General features: G+C 54.8%; 11 protein-coding genes. 6 read left to right on the top strand and 5 right to left on the bottom strand.

The annotated features are described in order from the left end of the window. Positions 1-117: 117 nt before the first annotated feature. The 3 genes from ABGT65_RS00285 to cysK form a co-directional block, all read right to left on the bottom strand. Complete coding sequence (locus ABGT65_RS00285) at positions 118-1,320, bottom strand: MFS transporter (protein WP_346699217.1); 1,203 nt, start codon at positions 1,318-1,320, stop codon at positions 118-120. Between the two features lie 204 nt (positions 1,321-1,524). Then, positions 1,525-2,394 (bottom strand): serine acetyltransferase, encoded by an 870-nt coding sequence (locus tag ABGT65_RS00280; RefSeq protein ID WP_346699216.1) that lies wholly within the window; start codon positions 2,392-2,394, stop codon positions 1,525-1,527. A gap of 3 nt (positions 2,395-2,397) precedes the next feature. Beyond that, entirely contained in the window at positions 2,398-3,360 is a 963-nt protein-coding gene (gene cysK / locus ABGT65_RS00275; RefSeq protein ID WP_346699214.1) for a cysteine synthase A, read from the bottom strand. A gap of 35 nt (positions 3,361-3,395) precedes the next feature. On the opposite strand from cysK, the gene ABGT65_RS00270 reads away from it, so the two are divergent. Together ABGT65_RS00270 and ABGT65_RS00265 are read left to right on the top strand one after the other, a co-directional pair. Then, positions 3,396-3,755 (top strand): hypothetical protein, encoded by a 360-nt coding sequence (locus ABGT65_RS00270; protein ID WP_346699212.1) that lies wholly within the window; start codon positions 3,396-3,398, stop codon positions 3,753-3,755. Beyond that, entirely contained in the window at positions 3,752-5,041 is a 1,290-nt protein-coding gene (locus ABGT65_RS00265) for a Na+/H+ antiporter NhaC family protein (protein WP_346699211.1), read from the top strand. The genes ABGT65_RS00270 and ABGT65_RS00265 overlap by 4 nt, the downstream gene beginning before the upstream one ends. Before the next feature lie 581 nt (positions 5,042-5,622). Here ABGT65_RS00265 and ABGT65_RS00260 read toward each other — a convergent pair. Together ABGT65_RS00260 and ABGT65_RS00255 are read right to left on the bottom strand one after the other, a co-directional pair. Beyond that, positions 5,623-6,279 (bottom strand): hypothetical protein, encoded by a 657-nt coding sequence (locus ABGT65_RS00260; protein ID WP_346699209.1) that lies wholly within the window; start codon positions 6,277-6,279, stop codon positions 5,623-5,625. Between the two features lie 150 nt (positions 6,280-6,429). Beyond that, the gene (locus ABGT65_RS00255) at positions 6,430-7,068 is read right to left on the bottom strand and encodes a hypothetical protein (protein ID WP_346699207.1); all 639 of its coding nucleotides are present in this window, start codon (positions 7,066-7,068) and stop codon (positions 6,430-6,432) included. A gap of 99 nt (positions 7,069-7,167) precedes the next feature. On the opposite strand from ABGT65_RS00255, the gene ABGT65_RS00250 reads away from it, so the two are divergent. The 4 genes from ABGT65_RS00250 to ABGT65_RS00235 all read left to right on the top strand — a co-directional run bounded on the left by ABGT65_RS00250 (position 7,168) and on the right by ABGT65_RS00235 (position 15,477). Further along, positions 7,168-9,663, top strand: coding sequence for a response regulator (locus ABGT65_RS00250; RefSeq protein ID WP_346699206.1), 2,496 nt, complete (start codon positions 7,168-7,170; stop codon positions 9,661-9,663). 185 nt (positions 9,664-9,848) lie between these two features. Continuing rightward, on the top strand, positions 9,849-12,866 hold the full coding sequence (locus ABGT65_RS00245; RefSeq protein ID WP_346699204.1) for a TonB-dependent receptor: 3,018 nt from the start codon (positions 9,849-9,851) through the stop codon (positions 12,864-12,866). Then, complete coding sequence (locus tag ABGT65_RS00240; protein WP_346699202.1) at positions 12,775-14,361, top strand: RagB/SusD family nutrient uptake outer membrane protein; 1,587 nt, start codon at positions 12,775-12,777, stop codon at positions 14,359-14,361. Before ABGT65_RS00245 ends, ABGT65_RS00240 begins: the two co-directional genes overlap by 92 nt. Before the next feature lie 15 nt (positions 14,362-14,376). Beyond that, a complete protein-coding gene (locus ABGT65_RS00235; protein WP_346699201.1) occupies positions 14,377-15,477 on the top strand; it encodes a cellulase family glycosylhydrolase in 1,101 nt (366 codons plus the stop codon). Positions 15,478-15,607 lie beyond the last annotated feature (130 nt).

Below are 15,607 nucleotides of genomic sequence, written 5' to 3'. Positions count from 1 at the left end.
GAGGCGCGCAGCCTTTGCGGTGCGGTGTTCGGCCGTCAGCGATCAACGGAGCCGGTTTTCGGGAACCGGAATCCCGAGGCGTGAAGTCTTTGCGGTGCGGTGTTCGGCCGTCAGCACTTACCTGAGCCGATACTTCAGAAAACTCCGGCGGGCGTAGGTGAAGAAGAAGAGAACTCCCACTACGTTGATGGCGAAGGCCAGCCAGAAGGCCGCCGAATAGCTGCCGAGATGTTCGGCGACGCTGCCGCCGCCGATGATGCCGATGCCGACCCCGAGGTCCCACGAGGTGAGGATCGTCGAGTTGGCCGTCCCGCGGCGTTCATGCGGCGCCAGGTTGATGAACATCGTCTGCATGGCCGGGTACATGTGCCCGTTGCCGAGTCCGATCATCAGCGCCGCGGCGTAGTAGCCGTAGAGGTTCGGCACGGCCGTGAAGACCAGGTAGCCGCACATCGATATCAGCATTCCGATCGAAGCGTTGTGGATGATCTTCCCTTCGCGCAGCGATTTGCTGCCCATGAGCCGCGAAAGGATCAGCCCCGCGGCCAGCAGCATGAAGAAGGTCCCCGAGCCGGAGGTGATGTGCAGCACCTCCTGGCTGTAGATGGCGATGTAGGTCGAGATCACGCCGAACGAAAAGGCGAAGGCGGCGACACAGATCCCTTCGCTCCACCCCTTGAGCAGGATGAAACGGTCGAGTGAAACCTTGCTTTCGCGCCGGATCGGCTGCCGTTCGCGGCAGTGAATCGTCGAGTCGATGGCCAGCCCGATGAAGGCGATCACCAGCGAAAGGGTGAAGAGCAGGTTGAAGTTGTGGATCGTGTGGTAGATGTAGAGCCCGGCCGAGGGCCCGATCGCCATGGCGATGTTGTTGCTCAGTCCGTAGTAGCCGATGCCCTCCGAACGGCGCTCCGAGGGGAGTACATCCACGGCCATCGTGCTGCTCGCCACGGTCGTGGCGCCGAACGGTGCGCCGTGCAGCGTGCGGATGGCGGCGAAGAGAACCAGCGATCCGGTGATGAAGTAGCCCGCGAAGAAGAGTGCAAAGCAGAAATAGCAGATCAGGAGGACCTTCTTGCGGGGAAAACTGTCCACGACGAAGCCGCTGAACGGTCGCACGCAGAGTGCCGTCAACGTATAGCCGCTCAACACGATTCCGATCATGGCCTTGTCGGCCGAGAAGGTGTCGCGCAGATAGAGCGGCAGCAGCGGCGCCAGCAGGTAGAAGGCGAAGAAGAGCATGAAATTGGCGATCCACACCTTCACGTAGTTGCTGTTCCACAGAACGGGCTTTTCCGTTCGGATTTCCTTTCCGATCATCTCTTTGTTGGTTTAGGCGTTCGGTTTGCGGCGTCGGCGCAGCGGGTTCCGGGCGAAGGGCGGGCGGGGTTCCGCAGTCGGCGGCCGGGAGGTTCCTTTCGGGGCGAAGTTCCCGCAAGGAGAGATTTCCGGGTGCAAAAATAGCGATTCCGGCGTTTCGTTGAACCGCCGGGGCCCGGAAATGCGATTTTGTCCCTTTTTCGGCTATATGCCGCCTCCATTTTCGAACCCCGAGACCGTGGCCCGGCCCTGGACGACCCGCGAGTAGGGCGGCAGGTCGGTCGTCTGCCAGACGTTGCCGCCGATTACCGAGTCGTGGCCGATGCGCACGCGCCCCAGGATCGACGAGTTGGAGTAGACCACCACGCGGTCTTCGAGAATCGGGTGGCGGGGCTCCCGGAGGATGTTTCCCGCGGCGTCGAACTTGAAACTCTTGGCTCCGAGCGTCACGCCCTGGTAGAGCCGCACGTGGTCGCCGATGACACAGGTCTCGCCGATGACGACGCCCGTACCGTGGTCGATGCTGAAATACTCCCCGATTTCCGCTCCGGGGTGGATGTCGATTCCCGTGGCCGAGTGGGCCATTTCGGTGATCAGACGCGGCAGGATCGGTACGCCGAGCCGATGCAGCGCATGGGCCAGCCGGTAGTGGGTCATGGCCGCCAGCGCCGGGTAGCACAGGATTACCTCCTCGAAACTCGCCGCGGCGGGATCGCCGTCGAAAACGGCCTTGACGTCGGTGCCGAGCCTGCGGCGCAGTTCGGGCAGCTCCTCCAGCAGCAGCCGGGCGGTCTTGGTCCCGAACCGTTCGGGGTCGATGGCTCCGTCGCGGTGGAAGGTTTCGTAGGCCCGGGCGCTTTGGCAGGCTACAATCTCGGCGAATTTGCGCAGCAGGATCTCGACGGGCTGCGGGCTGAAGTACCCCGCAAAGACCACCGAGCGGAAGTGTTCGATGGCCTGTTTGAGTTCCGAGGGGTCGATGCCCGCCCGGACGGCGGCCGGAATATGGGGGTCGGGGGCGGTCAGCCGGTCGGCAAGCTGCCGCAGCCGCGCGGTTTGTGAACGTGGTTCCATGGTTTATCGAAGGTGAATGTCGGTTTTGTATGCGTCGAAGTCGTAGAGTTCGGTGGAGAGGTAGCGCTCGCCGGTGTCGGGCAGCAGGACGACGATCGTCCTGTCGCGGTACTCCTCCCGGCGGGCCAGTTGCAGGGCGGCCCAGGCCGCGGCTCCCGCGGAGATGCCGGAGAGCAGCCCTTCGCGGGCGGCCAGCAGGCGTGACGTCCCGATGGCCTCTTCGTCGCCGACGGTTACGATCCGGTCGACGACCTGCGGGTCGTAGTTCCCGGGGACGAATCCCGCACCGATCCCCTGAATCCTGTGGGCACCCGGCATACCGCCCGACAGCACGGGCGAGGAGGCCGGTTCGACGGCCACGATCTCCACCGCGGGGTTCAGCTCCTTGAGACGGCGTCCCGTGCCGCACAGCGTTCCGCCCGTTCCGACCCCCGCCACGAAGAGGCCGACCCGTCCGTCGGTATCGTTCCAGATTTCGTCGCCCGTCGTGCGGTAGTGCCGCTCGGGGTTGGCCGGGTTTTCGAACTGCTGGAGGATCACCGCTCCGGGAATCTCCTCGCGGAGCCGCCCGGCGCGGTCGATGGCACCCTGCATCCCCGCGGTCCCGGGGGTGAGGACCACCCGGGCGCCGTATGCCTCGACGAGGCGCCGCCGTTCGGGACTCATCGTTTCGGGCATGGTGAGGATCAGCCGGTAGCCCTTCAGGGCGCAGACGAGTGCCAGACCGACTCCGGTATTGCCGCTTGTGGGTTCGATGATCGTGGCGCCGGGACGCAGCCTCCCGTCGGCTTCGGCCCGTTCGATCATGGCCAGGGCCACGCGGTCCTTCACGCTCCCGGCGGGGTTGAACGATTCGACCTTCGCCACGACCCGTGCCACGGCCCCTGCGTCCCGGCTCAGGCGGGACAGTTCGACCAGCGGGGTATGACCGATGAGTTCGAGGATCGATTTTGCGATTTTTTCCATTTTTTTCGGGTTTGGATGCGAAAAAGGGCAACAGGATGGATTCTGCTGCCCCAATTCTATCGGTGAATAAATACGAAAATGCGATTTTACGCTTGCGGCGGTTCCGCGGTTCGCCCGGCAGCAGGCGCGATGCGGCGACAGCGGCAACACTTCGCTGCACAACAACACATCGTATGGGTCATTCCTGCCATTTTTCTCTTTTCCCGGGGTTCGGAACCCGCATCGGGAACAAATATACTTATTTTTTTGAAAAAATCCGGTTGCTGCCGCTTTTTTTTGAACGGAACGGAGTGTATGCGGGGCCGTCCGGCGCCCCGGGATCGCGCGGCGAATTGGCGATGCGGAAAATTTGCCCTATTTTTGCATCCTGTTCGTACACGATTCTGACGTTATGACTCCTGAACCCGTTCACCGGGGCGGTTTTTTCGCCCTCACGCCGCTGCTGGTTTTTCTGGCCTGCTACCTTGCGGTTTCGATTCTGGCCGGCGATTTCTATAAGATGCCCATCTCCGTGGCGTTCGTCTTCGCTTCGGTCTACGCCGTGGCGACCATGCGCCGCCTGCCCTTTCCCGAACGTATCGGTCACTTCTCCCGCGGTGCTTCGGACCCGAATATCCTGTTGATGATCTGGATCTTCGTGCTGGCCGGAGCCTTTGCCGAATCGGCCCGGAGCATGGGCGCCGTGGATGCGACCGTCGCCCTGACACAGCATCTCCTGCCCGGAAGCCTCCTTCCCGCGGGGCTGTTCCTGGCGGCGTGCTTTGTCTCCTTCTCCATCGGGACGTCGGTCGGTACGGTCGTGGCGCTGGTCCCGGTGGCGGCCGGACTGGCCGAACAGACCGGTTTGAACGATGCCTGGCTTACGGCGATTGTCGTCGGCGGAGCCTTTTTCGGCGACAACCTCTCGTTCATCTCCGATACGACCATCGCCGCGACGCGCACCCAGGAGTGCGACTTGCGCGACAAGTTCCGGGTCAATGTCCGGATTGTGGCTCCGGCAGCCCTTCTGACGCTGGCGATTTACCTCGTAACGGGGAGTGCTGTCGCCGTGCCGGACGACCCGGACCCGATTGCCTGGGTGCGGGTCATTCCCTACCTGCTGGTGCTGGTGACGGCCATTGCGGGTTTGAACGTCATGAAGGTGCTGCTGCTGGGAATCGCCGCCTCGGGGGTGATCGGACTCGCCTCGGGGAGTTTCAGCCTGATGGAGTGGTGCGGCGGCATGGGACAGGGAATCAACGGGATGGGGGAGTTGATTATCATCACGCTCCTGGCCGGAGGCTTGCTGGAGATGATCCGCCTGAACGGCGGCATCGACTGGATTATCGAGCGCATGACGCGCCGGATCTCGGGGCGCCGCGGTGCGGAGGGAACGATTGCGGGTCTGGTCTGCCTGGCCAACCTCTGCACGGCAAACAACACCATTGCCATTCTGACCGTGGGACCGATTGCGCGGTCGATTGCCGACCGTTTCGGGGTGAGCCGGCGGCGAAGTGCGAGCCTGCTCGACACGTTTTCGTGTTTCACGCAGGGATTGCTGCCCTACGGGGCCCAGTTGCTGATGGCTGCGGGGCTGGCGGGCCTGTCGTCCCTGGAGATCATCCGTTATCTCTATTATCCGATTCTGCTGGGCGTTGTCACCCTGCTGGCCATCCTGCTGCGCTATCCGCGCAAAGACTGACCGGCCGACTGGATTCAGCAGGCAAACCGATTCCGATTCCGGGAATTCGAAACCGGCAAAGGCTTGCTGCCGGTCGGAGAGCATCGTTCGATGCTCTTTTTTAATGGGGTTGCAAGATGGCGCGAATTTCCTGGCAGTAGAAAATTCTGCAGGTAACGACGAATAAAAATTCTTGTGATTGAGGATGTTGTGCCGTTCATTCCCGAGGCTGATGCCCGATGCGTGTATGGAGTCTGAAAGGGTAGTCGCATTCTCGCCGGCCTGAATTTTTTGAAGACAATTTTGGAAATTAGCACGGAAAGTAGTTTCTTTGTTATATATGGTAAAGATAGGACGGCCGATAAAGGCCGGTCCGTATCGTTTCGAGACAAAACAACTTTGTCTACGGTTGCCGCTTTTGGCATATGTCGGATTTTGAACGTAGCTTTTGTCTGTTTCGAGTAATAATAAGAGCGTTATGACTTTATATTCCACTTGTTCTTGCTCCATTTTGTTTGTCTTTGCCGCATGTGTTTCCCGTTCTCCGATTGGAGGCCCCCGATGTGCGGCCGTAGGGTGGAAATAAAACCGCCGAGACCGGGTTATTGACCGTACTTCCATGTTGTATGAAATAATCGTTGCATATCTTGACCGATCGTCGAAACCATAAATTCCGAGGCAAAATAACCGGTATCGCAATAGGCTGGTTTCTCGTTTTGTGTCAAGTCGCCTTGGCCGCCACGCCCGAGTACAAGTTCACGCATTATACCTCGACGAACAGCGGACTGCCCTACAACATGGTCAACAAGATCATTCAGGATGAAAAGGGCTTTATCTGGTTCGGGACCTCTTCCGGTTTGAGCCGGTTCGATGGAACGCGATTCCGGAACTATACCAAAGAGGAACTCGGACTTCAGTCGGTATACGTTACGGCCCTGTGCAACGATGAGGACGGGAATCTTTGGGTCGGAACCGATCTGGGTGTTACGGTATACAATGTCCATACGGACCGTTTTGAACCTTTTACCCGGAAAAGCGATTCGGGAACCTTCATCCATAACAAGGCCAATGCAATCTGTAAGGGCCCCGACGGCGTAATATGGATTTCGGTCAACGGGCAAGGGCTTTTTGCCTATGATCCAACTTCGAAATCGCTTCGCAACTATTTTTTCGAGCATGGAAAACAGACGCTCCCGGTCAATATCCGGACGTTGCATGTTGATGCGGAAAACGGATTGTGGATCTCGCTTTTTTATCATTCGCTTTTATATCTGGCGCCCGGGCAGGCGATACCCCAATCCCTAAGGGAGTGGACGGTAATCAGTCAATTCCGACATGATGATGTAACGGCTGTCCAGACTGTTCCCGGGCAGCCTCGGAGTGTATATATTGTGAGTGTCATCCAGGGCTTATGCCTTTTGGATCAGACAACAGGGACAATCCGCACCCTCATCCCTCCTCCGCAATCCGATTTCTCGGCCGAGGATCTGTTCATCGATCGGCAGGGCCGAGTATGGATGCCGACCAATATCGGCGTATACGTTTATAATCCGAAGGACGAAACGGTTCATTGTTATACGGCGGATGAGCAGGACCGTTTTTCGCTGTCGGACAATCATGCGTTCGCAGTCTATATCGATGCAAACGAGGGCCTGTGGATCGGGACCAATGTCGGCGGGGTGAATTATAGCAGTGCCATACAACGAAATTTCGAAAAACAATATTTGGTGAAGAACCAGTCTCTCGGAGATTGTCTGGTCCGGGGATTCGCCGATGACAAAAAAGGCCATATTTGGGTCGCTACTGAAAAGGAGGGCCTGCTGGTTTACGACAAAAAATCGAGGCAATTGACAAAAATCGCAGGTGTCAACCTCCCCAAAACCCAATTTACGGTTTGTTACGATTCCGGAATCTTGTGGATAGGAACCATTCAAGGCCTTTACCGTTTCAATCCCCGTACCAGGGAGAGCAAAGCCTATGAAACCCTTGGATTCCCGTTTTCCATGCAGGACCGGAGGGTTTTTGCCATATTTTGCACCTCGTGCCATGAGTTGTTCGTAGGGACTACCGTAGGATTGTTCCGATATGATCGCGTTCAGGACGTGTTCGATCCGATCGAATGGTTTGAGGGCGTTTTTGTGACCGATATGGAGGAAGACGCAGAGCAAACACTTTGGATCTCAACCTATGCCAAGGGTTTGGTCCGTTATGACCCGCTCGATGACCGTATCATGGCGCATTATCTCAACGATCCCTCCAGCCCGGCAGAGGGAAGTATTTCCTCCAACAAGCTCTTTTCGGTATCCGTCGGGTCGAACGACAGAATCTGGGCCACCAGTTTCAACGATGGCTTTTGCAGTTTCGACAAGGCGACCGGACAATTCAAAAACTATAACACGGCGCATAACGATCTGCTTCCGACCGATATCTGTTTCATGATTCTGGAAGACGATCTGGGAGTGCTTTGGATCTCCTCGGACAAGGGACTTTTGTCTCTTGATCCCGATACGGACGAAATCCGATTGTTTTCGGTTTATGACGGCCTCCTCGACAACGAATTCAAAAACTGCGGATGGAAAGACGACAATGGAGATCTCTATTTCGGATCGCGGAGCGGATTCATCCGTTTCAATCCGGAACGTTTTAGCTCGAAAAACGGGAATTCACGCCTTGTGATTACGGGCCTGAGGGTTGGAGATGATTTGGTAACTCCGTCCGAGACTGGAAACGGTCCGCTTGCCTGCAATGTCGACGAAACGCATGAGATTCATCTCTCGCCCCGACAAAATTCGTTCGGATTCGGATTTGCCATTCTCAATTCGAATGCTTCCGGGTCGAATGCCATTCAATGCAAACTCGAAGGCTTCGATTCCGTGTGGCGGCATACGACGATCGACAACACCATATTTTATTACAATGTTCCGGCCGGAACCTATACCTTGAAAACGAAAGCGTTGAACGGAATCGGCGCCGAAGAGATCGTGCATTCCGATTTGACGATTACCGTGGCACAGCGTTTTTATAAAAGTACGGTTGCGATTCTTCTCTATGTGTTTGTCCTTGTTTCCATTATTGTCGGGATATTTCTCTTTTACTATCGTCGGGCCATCATCCGGGAAAAGCGGGAACATGAAATTTATAAACAGCAGAAGGAAGAGGAACTTTTCCAACAGAAACTGTCGTTTTTTTCGAGCGTCGTTCATGAGATCAAGACGCCGCTCACCGTTATCCGGACCCCCTTGCAAAATATCATGGCCTCGGAACGGCTCGATCCGTCACTCTTGGAGGAATTGGCAACTATTGGAAACGGTACGGAATATCTGGATCGACTGGTTCGGGAGTTACTTGATTTTATCCGCATCGAAAAACACGGTTACCAGCTCAATCGTCGGATGCTGGACCTTGTCGAAAGAATCGGTTTTCTGTGCTCGAATTTTGCCGAAACGGTGAAGTCCCGGAATCTGAAACTCTCGTTCAACTCCAATCCGGAATCCATTTATATCGAAGCCGACGAGAGTGCGATCGATAAGATCCTGAACAACCTGCTTCACAATGCCGTTAAATATGCGGAGACCTATATCCGGGTAACCGTTGTCCGGAAAACGGGAGCCGCAGTCGTTGAAATCAGCAATGACGGGCCCGCGATTCCATTCGAACGGCGATCCGAGATTTTCAAGCCGTTCGTGCAGTACAGCACCGACCGGGAGACCGAGGCCCGGAGTTTCGGTATCGGGCTTCCTCTGGCCCGGACGTTGGCCGAAATGCATGACGGGACTTTGGAGATCTCCGACGATACGACGGCCACGACCTTCGTGCTGACCCTTCCGGTCCGGGAATTTCAGACGGAGACGGCAATCGGTAACGAGGAGACTCCGGCCAGCAGACCTTTGGGGGCATCGATTCTGCTTGTGGAAGACAATCGGGAGCTTTCGGCCTATCTGGCCCGCAGGCTCGGTGCTGATTTTCAGGTTCAGATCGCACACTCTGCAGAGAAGGCCTGCGCGTTGCTTCGAAAACACGAACCCGATATCATTGTTACCGATATCGCGTTGCCCGGAATGAGCGGCATCGAGTTTTGTCGGACGATTTCCGCCGATTTCAATTGCTCGCATATTCCCGTAATTGTGGTTTCGGCCATATCGGCCACAGATACCAAAATCGCATGTATTGAGGCCGGAGCCAGCACCTATATTGAAAAACCGTTCAGTATCGAGTACCTTCAGGCCTGTATCAAGGGGATCCTTGATAAACGGGCCGGGCTGAAAAAGGCATACCAGAATCCGTCGGCCCGGGTCGATCCCAAACAGTTCAATCTCCAGAGTGCCGACGAGGAGTTCCTGCATCGTCTCGATGAAGTGATCATGCAAAATCTCAAAGATCCCGCGTTTTCCAGCAAACAGATTGAAGAGGCTCTTTTCCTGAGCCGCTCGACCCTGATCCGGAAAGTCCGGGCGCTGCTCGACACGACCCCCAACGATTATCTGCGTTTCAAACGGCTGTCAGTCGCTGCACAATTACTTGCCCGAAACAAATGCCGGGTCAGTGAGGTCTGCTTTGCGGTCGGATTCAACTCACCCTCCTATTTTGCCAAATGCTTCAAGGAGCAATTCGGCATTCTTCCGGCAGAATATCAGAAAAAATAGTTGCCCGGGCTTTCTGAAAGGCGCCGATGCAACAATTTTTCCAACCGATACGACGATTTTCCCAAACCGCCGGAAGACCGTTTCACATCGTGCCGAGTCCTGCTATTTTTGTATTGGGCTCATGAACCACCCTGATTAGGATCGGTTGCCGGAAACCGATCTGTACGAACTTAAAACCAACCATTATGAAACACGAACGACTCCTCATTGCCACGGGGAAATTGATTTTCCTCTCTTCCGTTCTGTGTTTTGCATTGCTGTGTCTGTGGCCGAGTGCGGCTTTGTCTCAGTCCAGGAATGCTGTTAACACGATTGAGAATTGCACGGTCCGTATATTGGATGCCGAAGGAAAACCCGTATCGGGAGCTGCCGTTGTTGTAAAAGGCAGCAATCGGGGCGAAATTTCCGATACGAAGGGAATTTGCCGGTTTCACGCAATCCCGGCTCAGGCCATACTGACCGTTAGTTATCTCGGTATGACCGCCCGGGAAACCCCGCTGAACGGCCGTACTGAAATTACCATCACCCTGACCGAAGAGAGTCTTCAGATGGACGAACTCGTAGTCGTCGGGTATGGTGTGCAACGCAAACGCGACCTGTCCGGGGCCATTGCCCAGGTGAAAGGCGACGTGATCAACGAATTTGCCAATCTTTCGGTTGCGTCGGCCCTTCAGGGGCGCGTCTCGGGCGTACAGATCAATCAGCTCAACGGACAGCCCGGGGCCGGTATTCAGGTCCGTATTCGCGGTGCGAATTCGATCAAGGGCGACAACGAGCCTCTTTGGATCATCAATGGATTCCCCGGGGATATCAACATGATCAATACCTCGGATATCGAATCGGTCGAGATTCTGAAAGATGCTTCGGCAACGGCTATTTACGGCTCCCGGGGTGCCAATGGCGTTGTCATCGTCACGACGAAAAGCGCCAAACAGGGAGAGGTGAAAGTCACCTACGACGGCAGTGTCGGGGTCCAAAGCCTAGCCAAGCAGATGGAGATGCTCAGCGGCGACGAGTATATGATCTATCTGAATAAAAAAGCCGAAATCAACGGTCTGCCGGCCGTCTTCACGGAAAAGCAGATCCAGGAAAACACGTTCAATACCAATTGGCAGGACGAGGTGTTCCGTGCGGCGGTCATCACCAACCATGCCGTGGATATCACCGGCGGCAATTCCAAGTTCCAGGGATCGCTCGGAGCCAGTTATTTCAAACAAGACGGAATCGTCAAGAAGAGCGGTTATGAGCGCATCTCCCTGCGTACCGACCTCAACTACAATATTTCGAAGTATGTTTCCGCCTCCGCGAATATCATTTTCAGCCGTTCGAATCATGATCAGATGAATTCCCAGGGCGGCAGCCGCGGGTCGTCGGTGATCGGCGCCGCGTTGGTAACCTCTCCGCTTGCCACGCCGCATTATGATGATGGTTCCTGGAACGATTTCCAGACTCAACCGGTCGCTGGGACCAATCCGCTGGCCTATCTTTACGAAATCAAGAACAAATGGTATGCAAACCGGATATTGGCCAATGCGGCTCTGACGATCAAACCGGTCGACGGCTTGTCCATACAACTCGCCGCAAACATCTCCAACAATCAGAACAGAAAGGATTACACCAAATCGCTCGACTATCCGAATTCCGACGGTGCTGCCTCCATAACTTTGGGCGAGACCCTGGGGATTACCAGCAACAACATCATTACATACGACAAGGGTTTCGGGAAGCACCATATCAACGTCATGGGCGGTATTACGTATGAAGAGAGTACGTCGAAAACCGTTGGGACCGGAACCGGAACCGGCTTTTTGAGTGATGTGGTGGAGTCCTACGACATGAATGCCGCCGAAGTAAAAGGCTTGCCGACTTCGGGGTATTCGAACTGGAAACTCCTTTCATTCCTCGGGCGTTTCAACTATAACTACGACAACCGGTACCTCCTGACCGTGAATTTCCGGGCCGACGGATCGTCGCGTTACAGCAAAGGCAACAAATGGGGGTATTTCCCTTCGGCGGCCGTGGCGTGGCGTATCTCCCAGGAGCGTTTCATGAAGGATCTCGATTGGTTGTCGGATCTCAAGCTGCGTGTCGGATACGGCGTGACCGGCAGTACGGCCATTTCTCCCTATTCGACGCAGAATACGTTGGAATCCGTCAATGTCGTGTTCGATAAAACGACGGTTGTGGGGTATGCCCCGAGCGACACGTATCTTGGCGGGCTCCGGTGGGAGACGACCGCGCAGTTGAATGCCGGCATCGATCTGGCCCTTCTCAACAACCGAATCCGCCTGACGGCCGATTATTACCATAAAAAGACGACGGATCTGCTCAATGATGTCGAGATGCCCCGGTCGAGCGGTTATACGACGGCGTTGCGCAATATCGGATCGATCCGCAATTCCGGTGTCGAGGTCCAGCTCGATTCCCGAATCATCAACAAGGCCGTAAAGTGGGATTTCGGCGTCAATTTTTCGCTCAACCGATCGAAAGTCCTCTCGCTTTCGGAAGGCAAGGATATTTTCGGCGGAACGGTCAGCAACACGCTACTTAACGATCAATTGAACTTGATGCGGGAAGGAGAACCCATGTATCTCTTCTATGGCTATGTGGAGGATGGTTATGACGATAAGGGGCAGATCGTTTACAAGGATCTCGATGGCAAGGAGGGAATTTCGGCTGCCGATAAAACCATTATCGGAAATCCCAATCCCGATTTTCTGCTCAATTTCAATACGGCGGTCAATTACAAGGGCTTTACGTTAAGCGCGTTTTTCCAGGGTTCGTTCGGAAACGATATCTATTCGCTCAGTATGGTCAGCGTCGCTTACGACTATGGATATAATGCCAATGCGTTGCGCGAGGTGCTCTATGACCATTGGACTCCGGAGAATCCGAATGCGAAATATCCGAACCTGTCACAGAATATTTCGTTGAAGATGTCCGACCGCTTCGTTTACGACGGCAGCTACCTGCGTCTCAAGAATCTTGAACTGAGCTACGACATCCCTTGCGGCAAAGGGCGGTTTATCAGCCGGGCGCGTGTGTTTGTCAGTGCTCAGAATCTGTTCACGATCACGTCCTATCCGTTCTGGGATCCGGATGTAAATGCAAATGGCGGAGGAAATTCCCTCATTCAAGGCATTGATTCCAACTGTTATCCCAGTGCCCGGACTTTCTCGCTGGGTTGCCGGCTTGTATTCTAACGATCAAACAGTTAAAATTATGAAACGGATCCTTTCATTTATACTTGCATTGTTCGGAGCCTCGACGCTCGTCACTTCCTGTGAAGAGTGGTCCTTTCTGGAGGAGCACCCTAAAAAAGTGGATGCCACGACCTTTATGTCCAATGCCGAAGAGGTGCAGAGCGTTATCAATTCGATCTATTATCAGTTGCGCCGCAATCCCGGATTCGGCCGGTACCTTTCGGTGTTGAGCGAAAGCCTTGCCGATTACTGTTATGGGCGGGGAAATTATGCGACGTCTTATGCCAGTGGCCTGACGAGCGGCGGAATCGGTTTCTCCAAAGATACGTGGGCCGTACTGTACCGAGCCATTCGCTTTTCGAATGAAATCCTCTCTCAGATCGACGGCGCCACTCTTTCCCAGCTTCAATATGACCAATTGACGGGAGAGACCCGGTATCTGCGGGCCTTCAGTTATTCGTACCTGGTCAAATATTTCGGGGCCGTGCCTTTTTTCGACGAAACCAACATGTCCGATTTCAACAAACCGAGAACTCCGGAGCGTGAGATCTGGGAATTTATCGCCCGAGAGGCTGCCGATGCTGCCGGTTTGCTGCCGGAAACGGTGGTTATGGCGGGACATCCGACTCGCTATGCGGCTTTGATGTTGCGGACAGAGGCCTGCCTGTATCTGGAGGATTGGAGTGGCGCAGCTTCGGCGGCCGAAGAGATCGTGACCTCCGGGCGTTATGCGCTTGTGGAGGTTTCGGCGGCCGATGATTTCGATGACCTCTACGGCTACAAGGCCAATGCCACGCAGGAGGAGATATTTTATTTTAAATACAATCGGGATGAAGGAGCCACTTTCCCCTGGATGTATTTGTGCAAACCCAATCCGGTTTTTGCCACAGGTGCTTTGGGCATCTATACCGACTATGTCAACAATCGGTTTATTGTCGATTGGGATCCTGCGGATCTTCGCTATCAGTACAGCCTTTACAAACAAACGGAGAATGGAACGCTCAACAGTTTGACCAAAACCGGAATGATCTGTCTGAAGTATCGGGATCAGGAGACCGACGGGTCCACTATGGCCAACGACTTTCCCGTCTATCGCTATGCCGATGCGCTGCTCTATTATGCCGAGGCAATCTGCCGCAGGGATGGGAAACCCAATAGTACAGCCCTGGAAATGATCAACCGGATACACCGTCGAGCCTATGGCCTGAACCCGATGCAGGCACATGCTTCGGATTACAAACTGGCGGATTATTCGACGCAAGAGTCTTTTATGGAGCTGCTGCTCAAGGAACGGGGATATGAAACCGTTTTCGAGGGGAAACGCTACTGTGACCTGAAACGATGCGGGAAACTGGCTGAATATGCCGTAAAGGCCGGTCGCATCACTTCGACCTCCGAAGTCGGGGACGCCGCCTACTGGTGGCCCATTCCAACGGACGAGTTCAATTACAATACTGCTCTTGATCCGGCTAAGGATCAAAATCCTGGATATTAAATATTTCGTATGATTATGAAACAAAAATTGATTTTTTCGATAGCCTCGTTATTGGCAGCCGTATCCTGTGCCGCTCCGTCGGCAGAACTCGCCGAAAGATGGTCTGAAGAGCGGGCGAATGCCTGGTATGCCTCGCACGAATGGCCGGTAGGGTTCAACTATGTTGCTGCGTCGGCAATCAATCAATTCGAAATGTGGCAGCGGGAGTCTTTCGACCCTCAGACCATAGAACAAGAAATGAACCTTGCCGAAGGCCTGGGATTCAATACGGTTCGCATTTTCCTGCATGACATGGTCTGGGAAGCTGATCCGGACGGTTTCAAACAGCGTATCGATCAGTTCCTTGGGATCTGCGACCGCCACGGGATCAAGGTTATTGTGACTTTTTTTACCAATGGGGGCCGTTTCAACAATCCTAAACTCGGCAAACAGCCGGAACCCATATCCGGCGTGCATAATTCGCAATGGATTCAAAGTCCCGGGGCGCAGTCCGTAAACGATCCTGCGACCTGGCCGCGGCTGAAAAAGTATGTGACGGACATTATGAACACATTCCGGGATGATGACCGTATTTTGTTCTGGTGCCTTTACAACGAGCCGGAAAATTTCAAGGAAGGGGCTCGGAGTCTGCCTTTATTGCGTGAAGTTTTCCGCTGGGGACGTGAAGTCAACCCTTCGCAACCGCTTTCGTCTCCCGTTTGGCTCTGCCCCGGATATCATGGGGGGCGAAGCAATTACCCGATTATCAGTTTCCTGGGCGAGAATTGCGATATCATGACGTTCCATTGCTATTATGAACCGGAAGAGATGGAGACATTCATTTCGTACATGAAACAGTTCGACCGGCCGATTGTTTGTCAGGAATATATGGGACGGCCGCGTTCCACCTTCGAAGAGATCATGCCTATTCTCAAACGCGAGCATGTCGGAGCTATCAGTTGGGGCCTCACAGCCGGGAAATGCAATTTCCATCTGCAATGGTCCAGCAAGGCCGGGGATCCGGAACCCGAGATTTGGTTCCATGACATTTATCGTTCCGATGGGACTCCTTACGATCCACACGAAATTGATTTCATCCGATCCATGACACGTGATAAAAATATGAATATCCAATAATTCTACAGTCATGAAATACAGTCGATTGATAAGTAAAACGATCTTTTGGGCATGGGTGCTGTCATTGTCCGCATGTGCCAAGCCGTCCGCCGATGAACATCCGAATCCTAAACCGGGGACAAATACCGAT

The organism is uncultured Alistipes sp. (genome assembly GCF_963931675.1).
Classification (GTDB): Bacteria; Bacteroidota; Bacteroidia; order Bacteroidales; family Rikenellaceae; genus Alistipes.
This window is presented reverse-complemented; position numbering and strand designations above follow the sequence as displayed.

Coding starts and splice junctions, on each gene's coding strand:
- ABGT65_RS00265 (WP_346699211.1), top strand. CDS start 3,752: ATGACTCCTGAACCCGTTCACCGGGGCGGTTTTTTCGCCCTCACGCCG.
- ABGT65_RS00235 (WP_346699201.1), top strand. CDS start 14,377: ATGAAACAAAAATTGATTTTTTCGATAGCCTCGTTATTGGCAGCCGTA.
- ABGT65_RS00240 (WP_346699202.1), top strand. CDS start 12,775: ATGGCGGAGGAAATTCCCTCATTCAAGGCATTGATTCCAACTGTTATC.
- ABGT65_RS00280 (WP_346699216.1), bottom strand. CDS start 2,394: ATGGAACCACGTTCACAAACCGCGCGGCTGCGGCAGCTTGCCGACCGG.
- ABGT65_RS00270 (WP_346699212.1), top strand. CDS start 3,396: ATGGATTCTGCTGCCCCAATTCTATCGGTGAATAAATACGAAAATGCG.
- ABGT65_RS00255 (WP_346699207.1), bottom strand. CDS start 7,068: ATGGCACGAGGTGCAAAATATGGCAAAAACCCTCCGGTCCTGCATGGA.
- ABGT65_RS00250 (WP_346699206.1), top strand. CDS start 7,168: ATGGAGGAAGACGCAGAGCAAACACTTTGGATCTCAACCTATGCCAAG.
- cysK (WP_346699214.1), bottom strand. CDS start 3,360: ATGGAAAAAATCGCAAAATCGATCCTCGAACTCATCGGTCATACCCCG.
- ABGT65_RS00260 (WP_346699209.1), bottom strand. CDS start 6,279: ATGATAAAAAAGCGAGATCCACAATCCGTTTTCCGCATCAACATGCAA.
- ABGT65_RS00245 (WP_346699204.1), top strand. CDS start 9,849: ATGAAACACGAACGACTCCTCATTGCCACGGGGAAATTGATTTTCCTC.
- ABGT65_RS00285 (WP_346699217.1), bottom strand. CDS start 1,320: ATGATCGGAAAGGAAATCCGAACGGAAAAGCCCGTTCTGTGGAACAGC.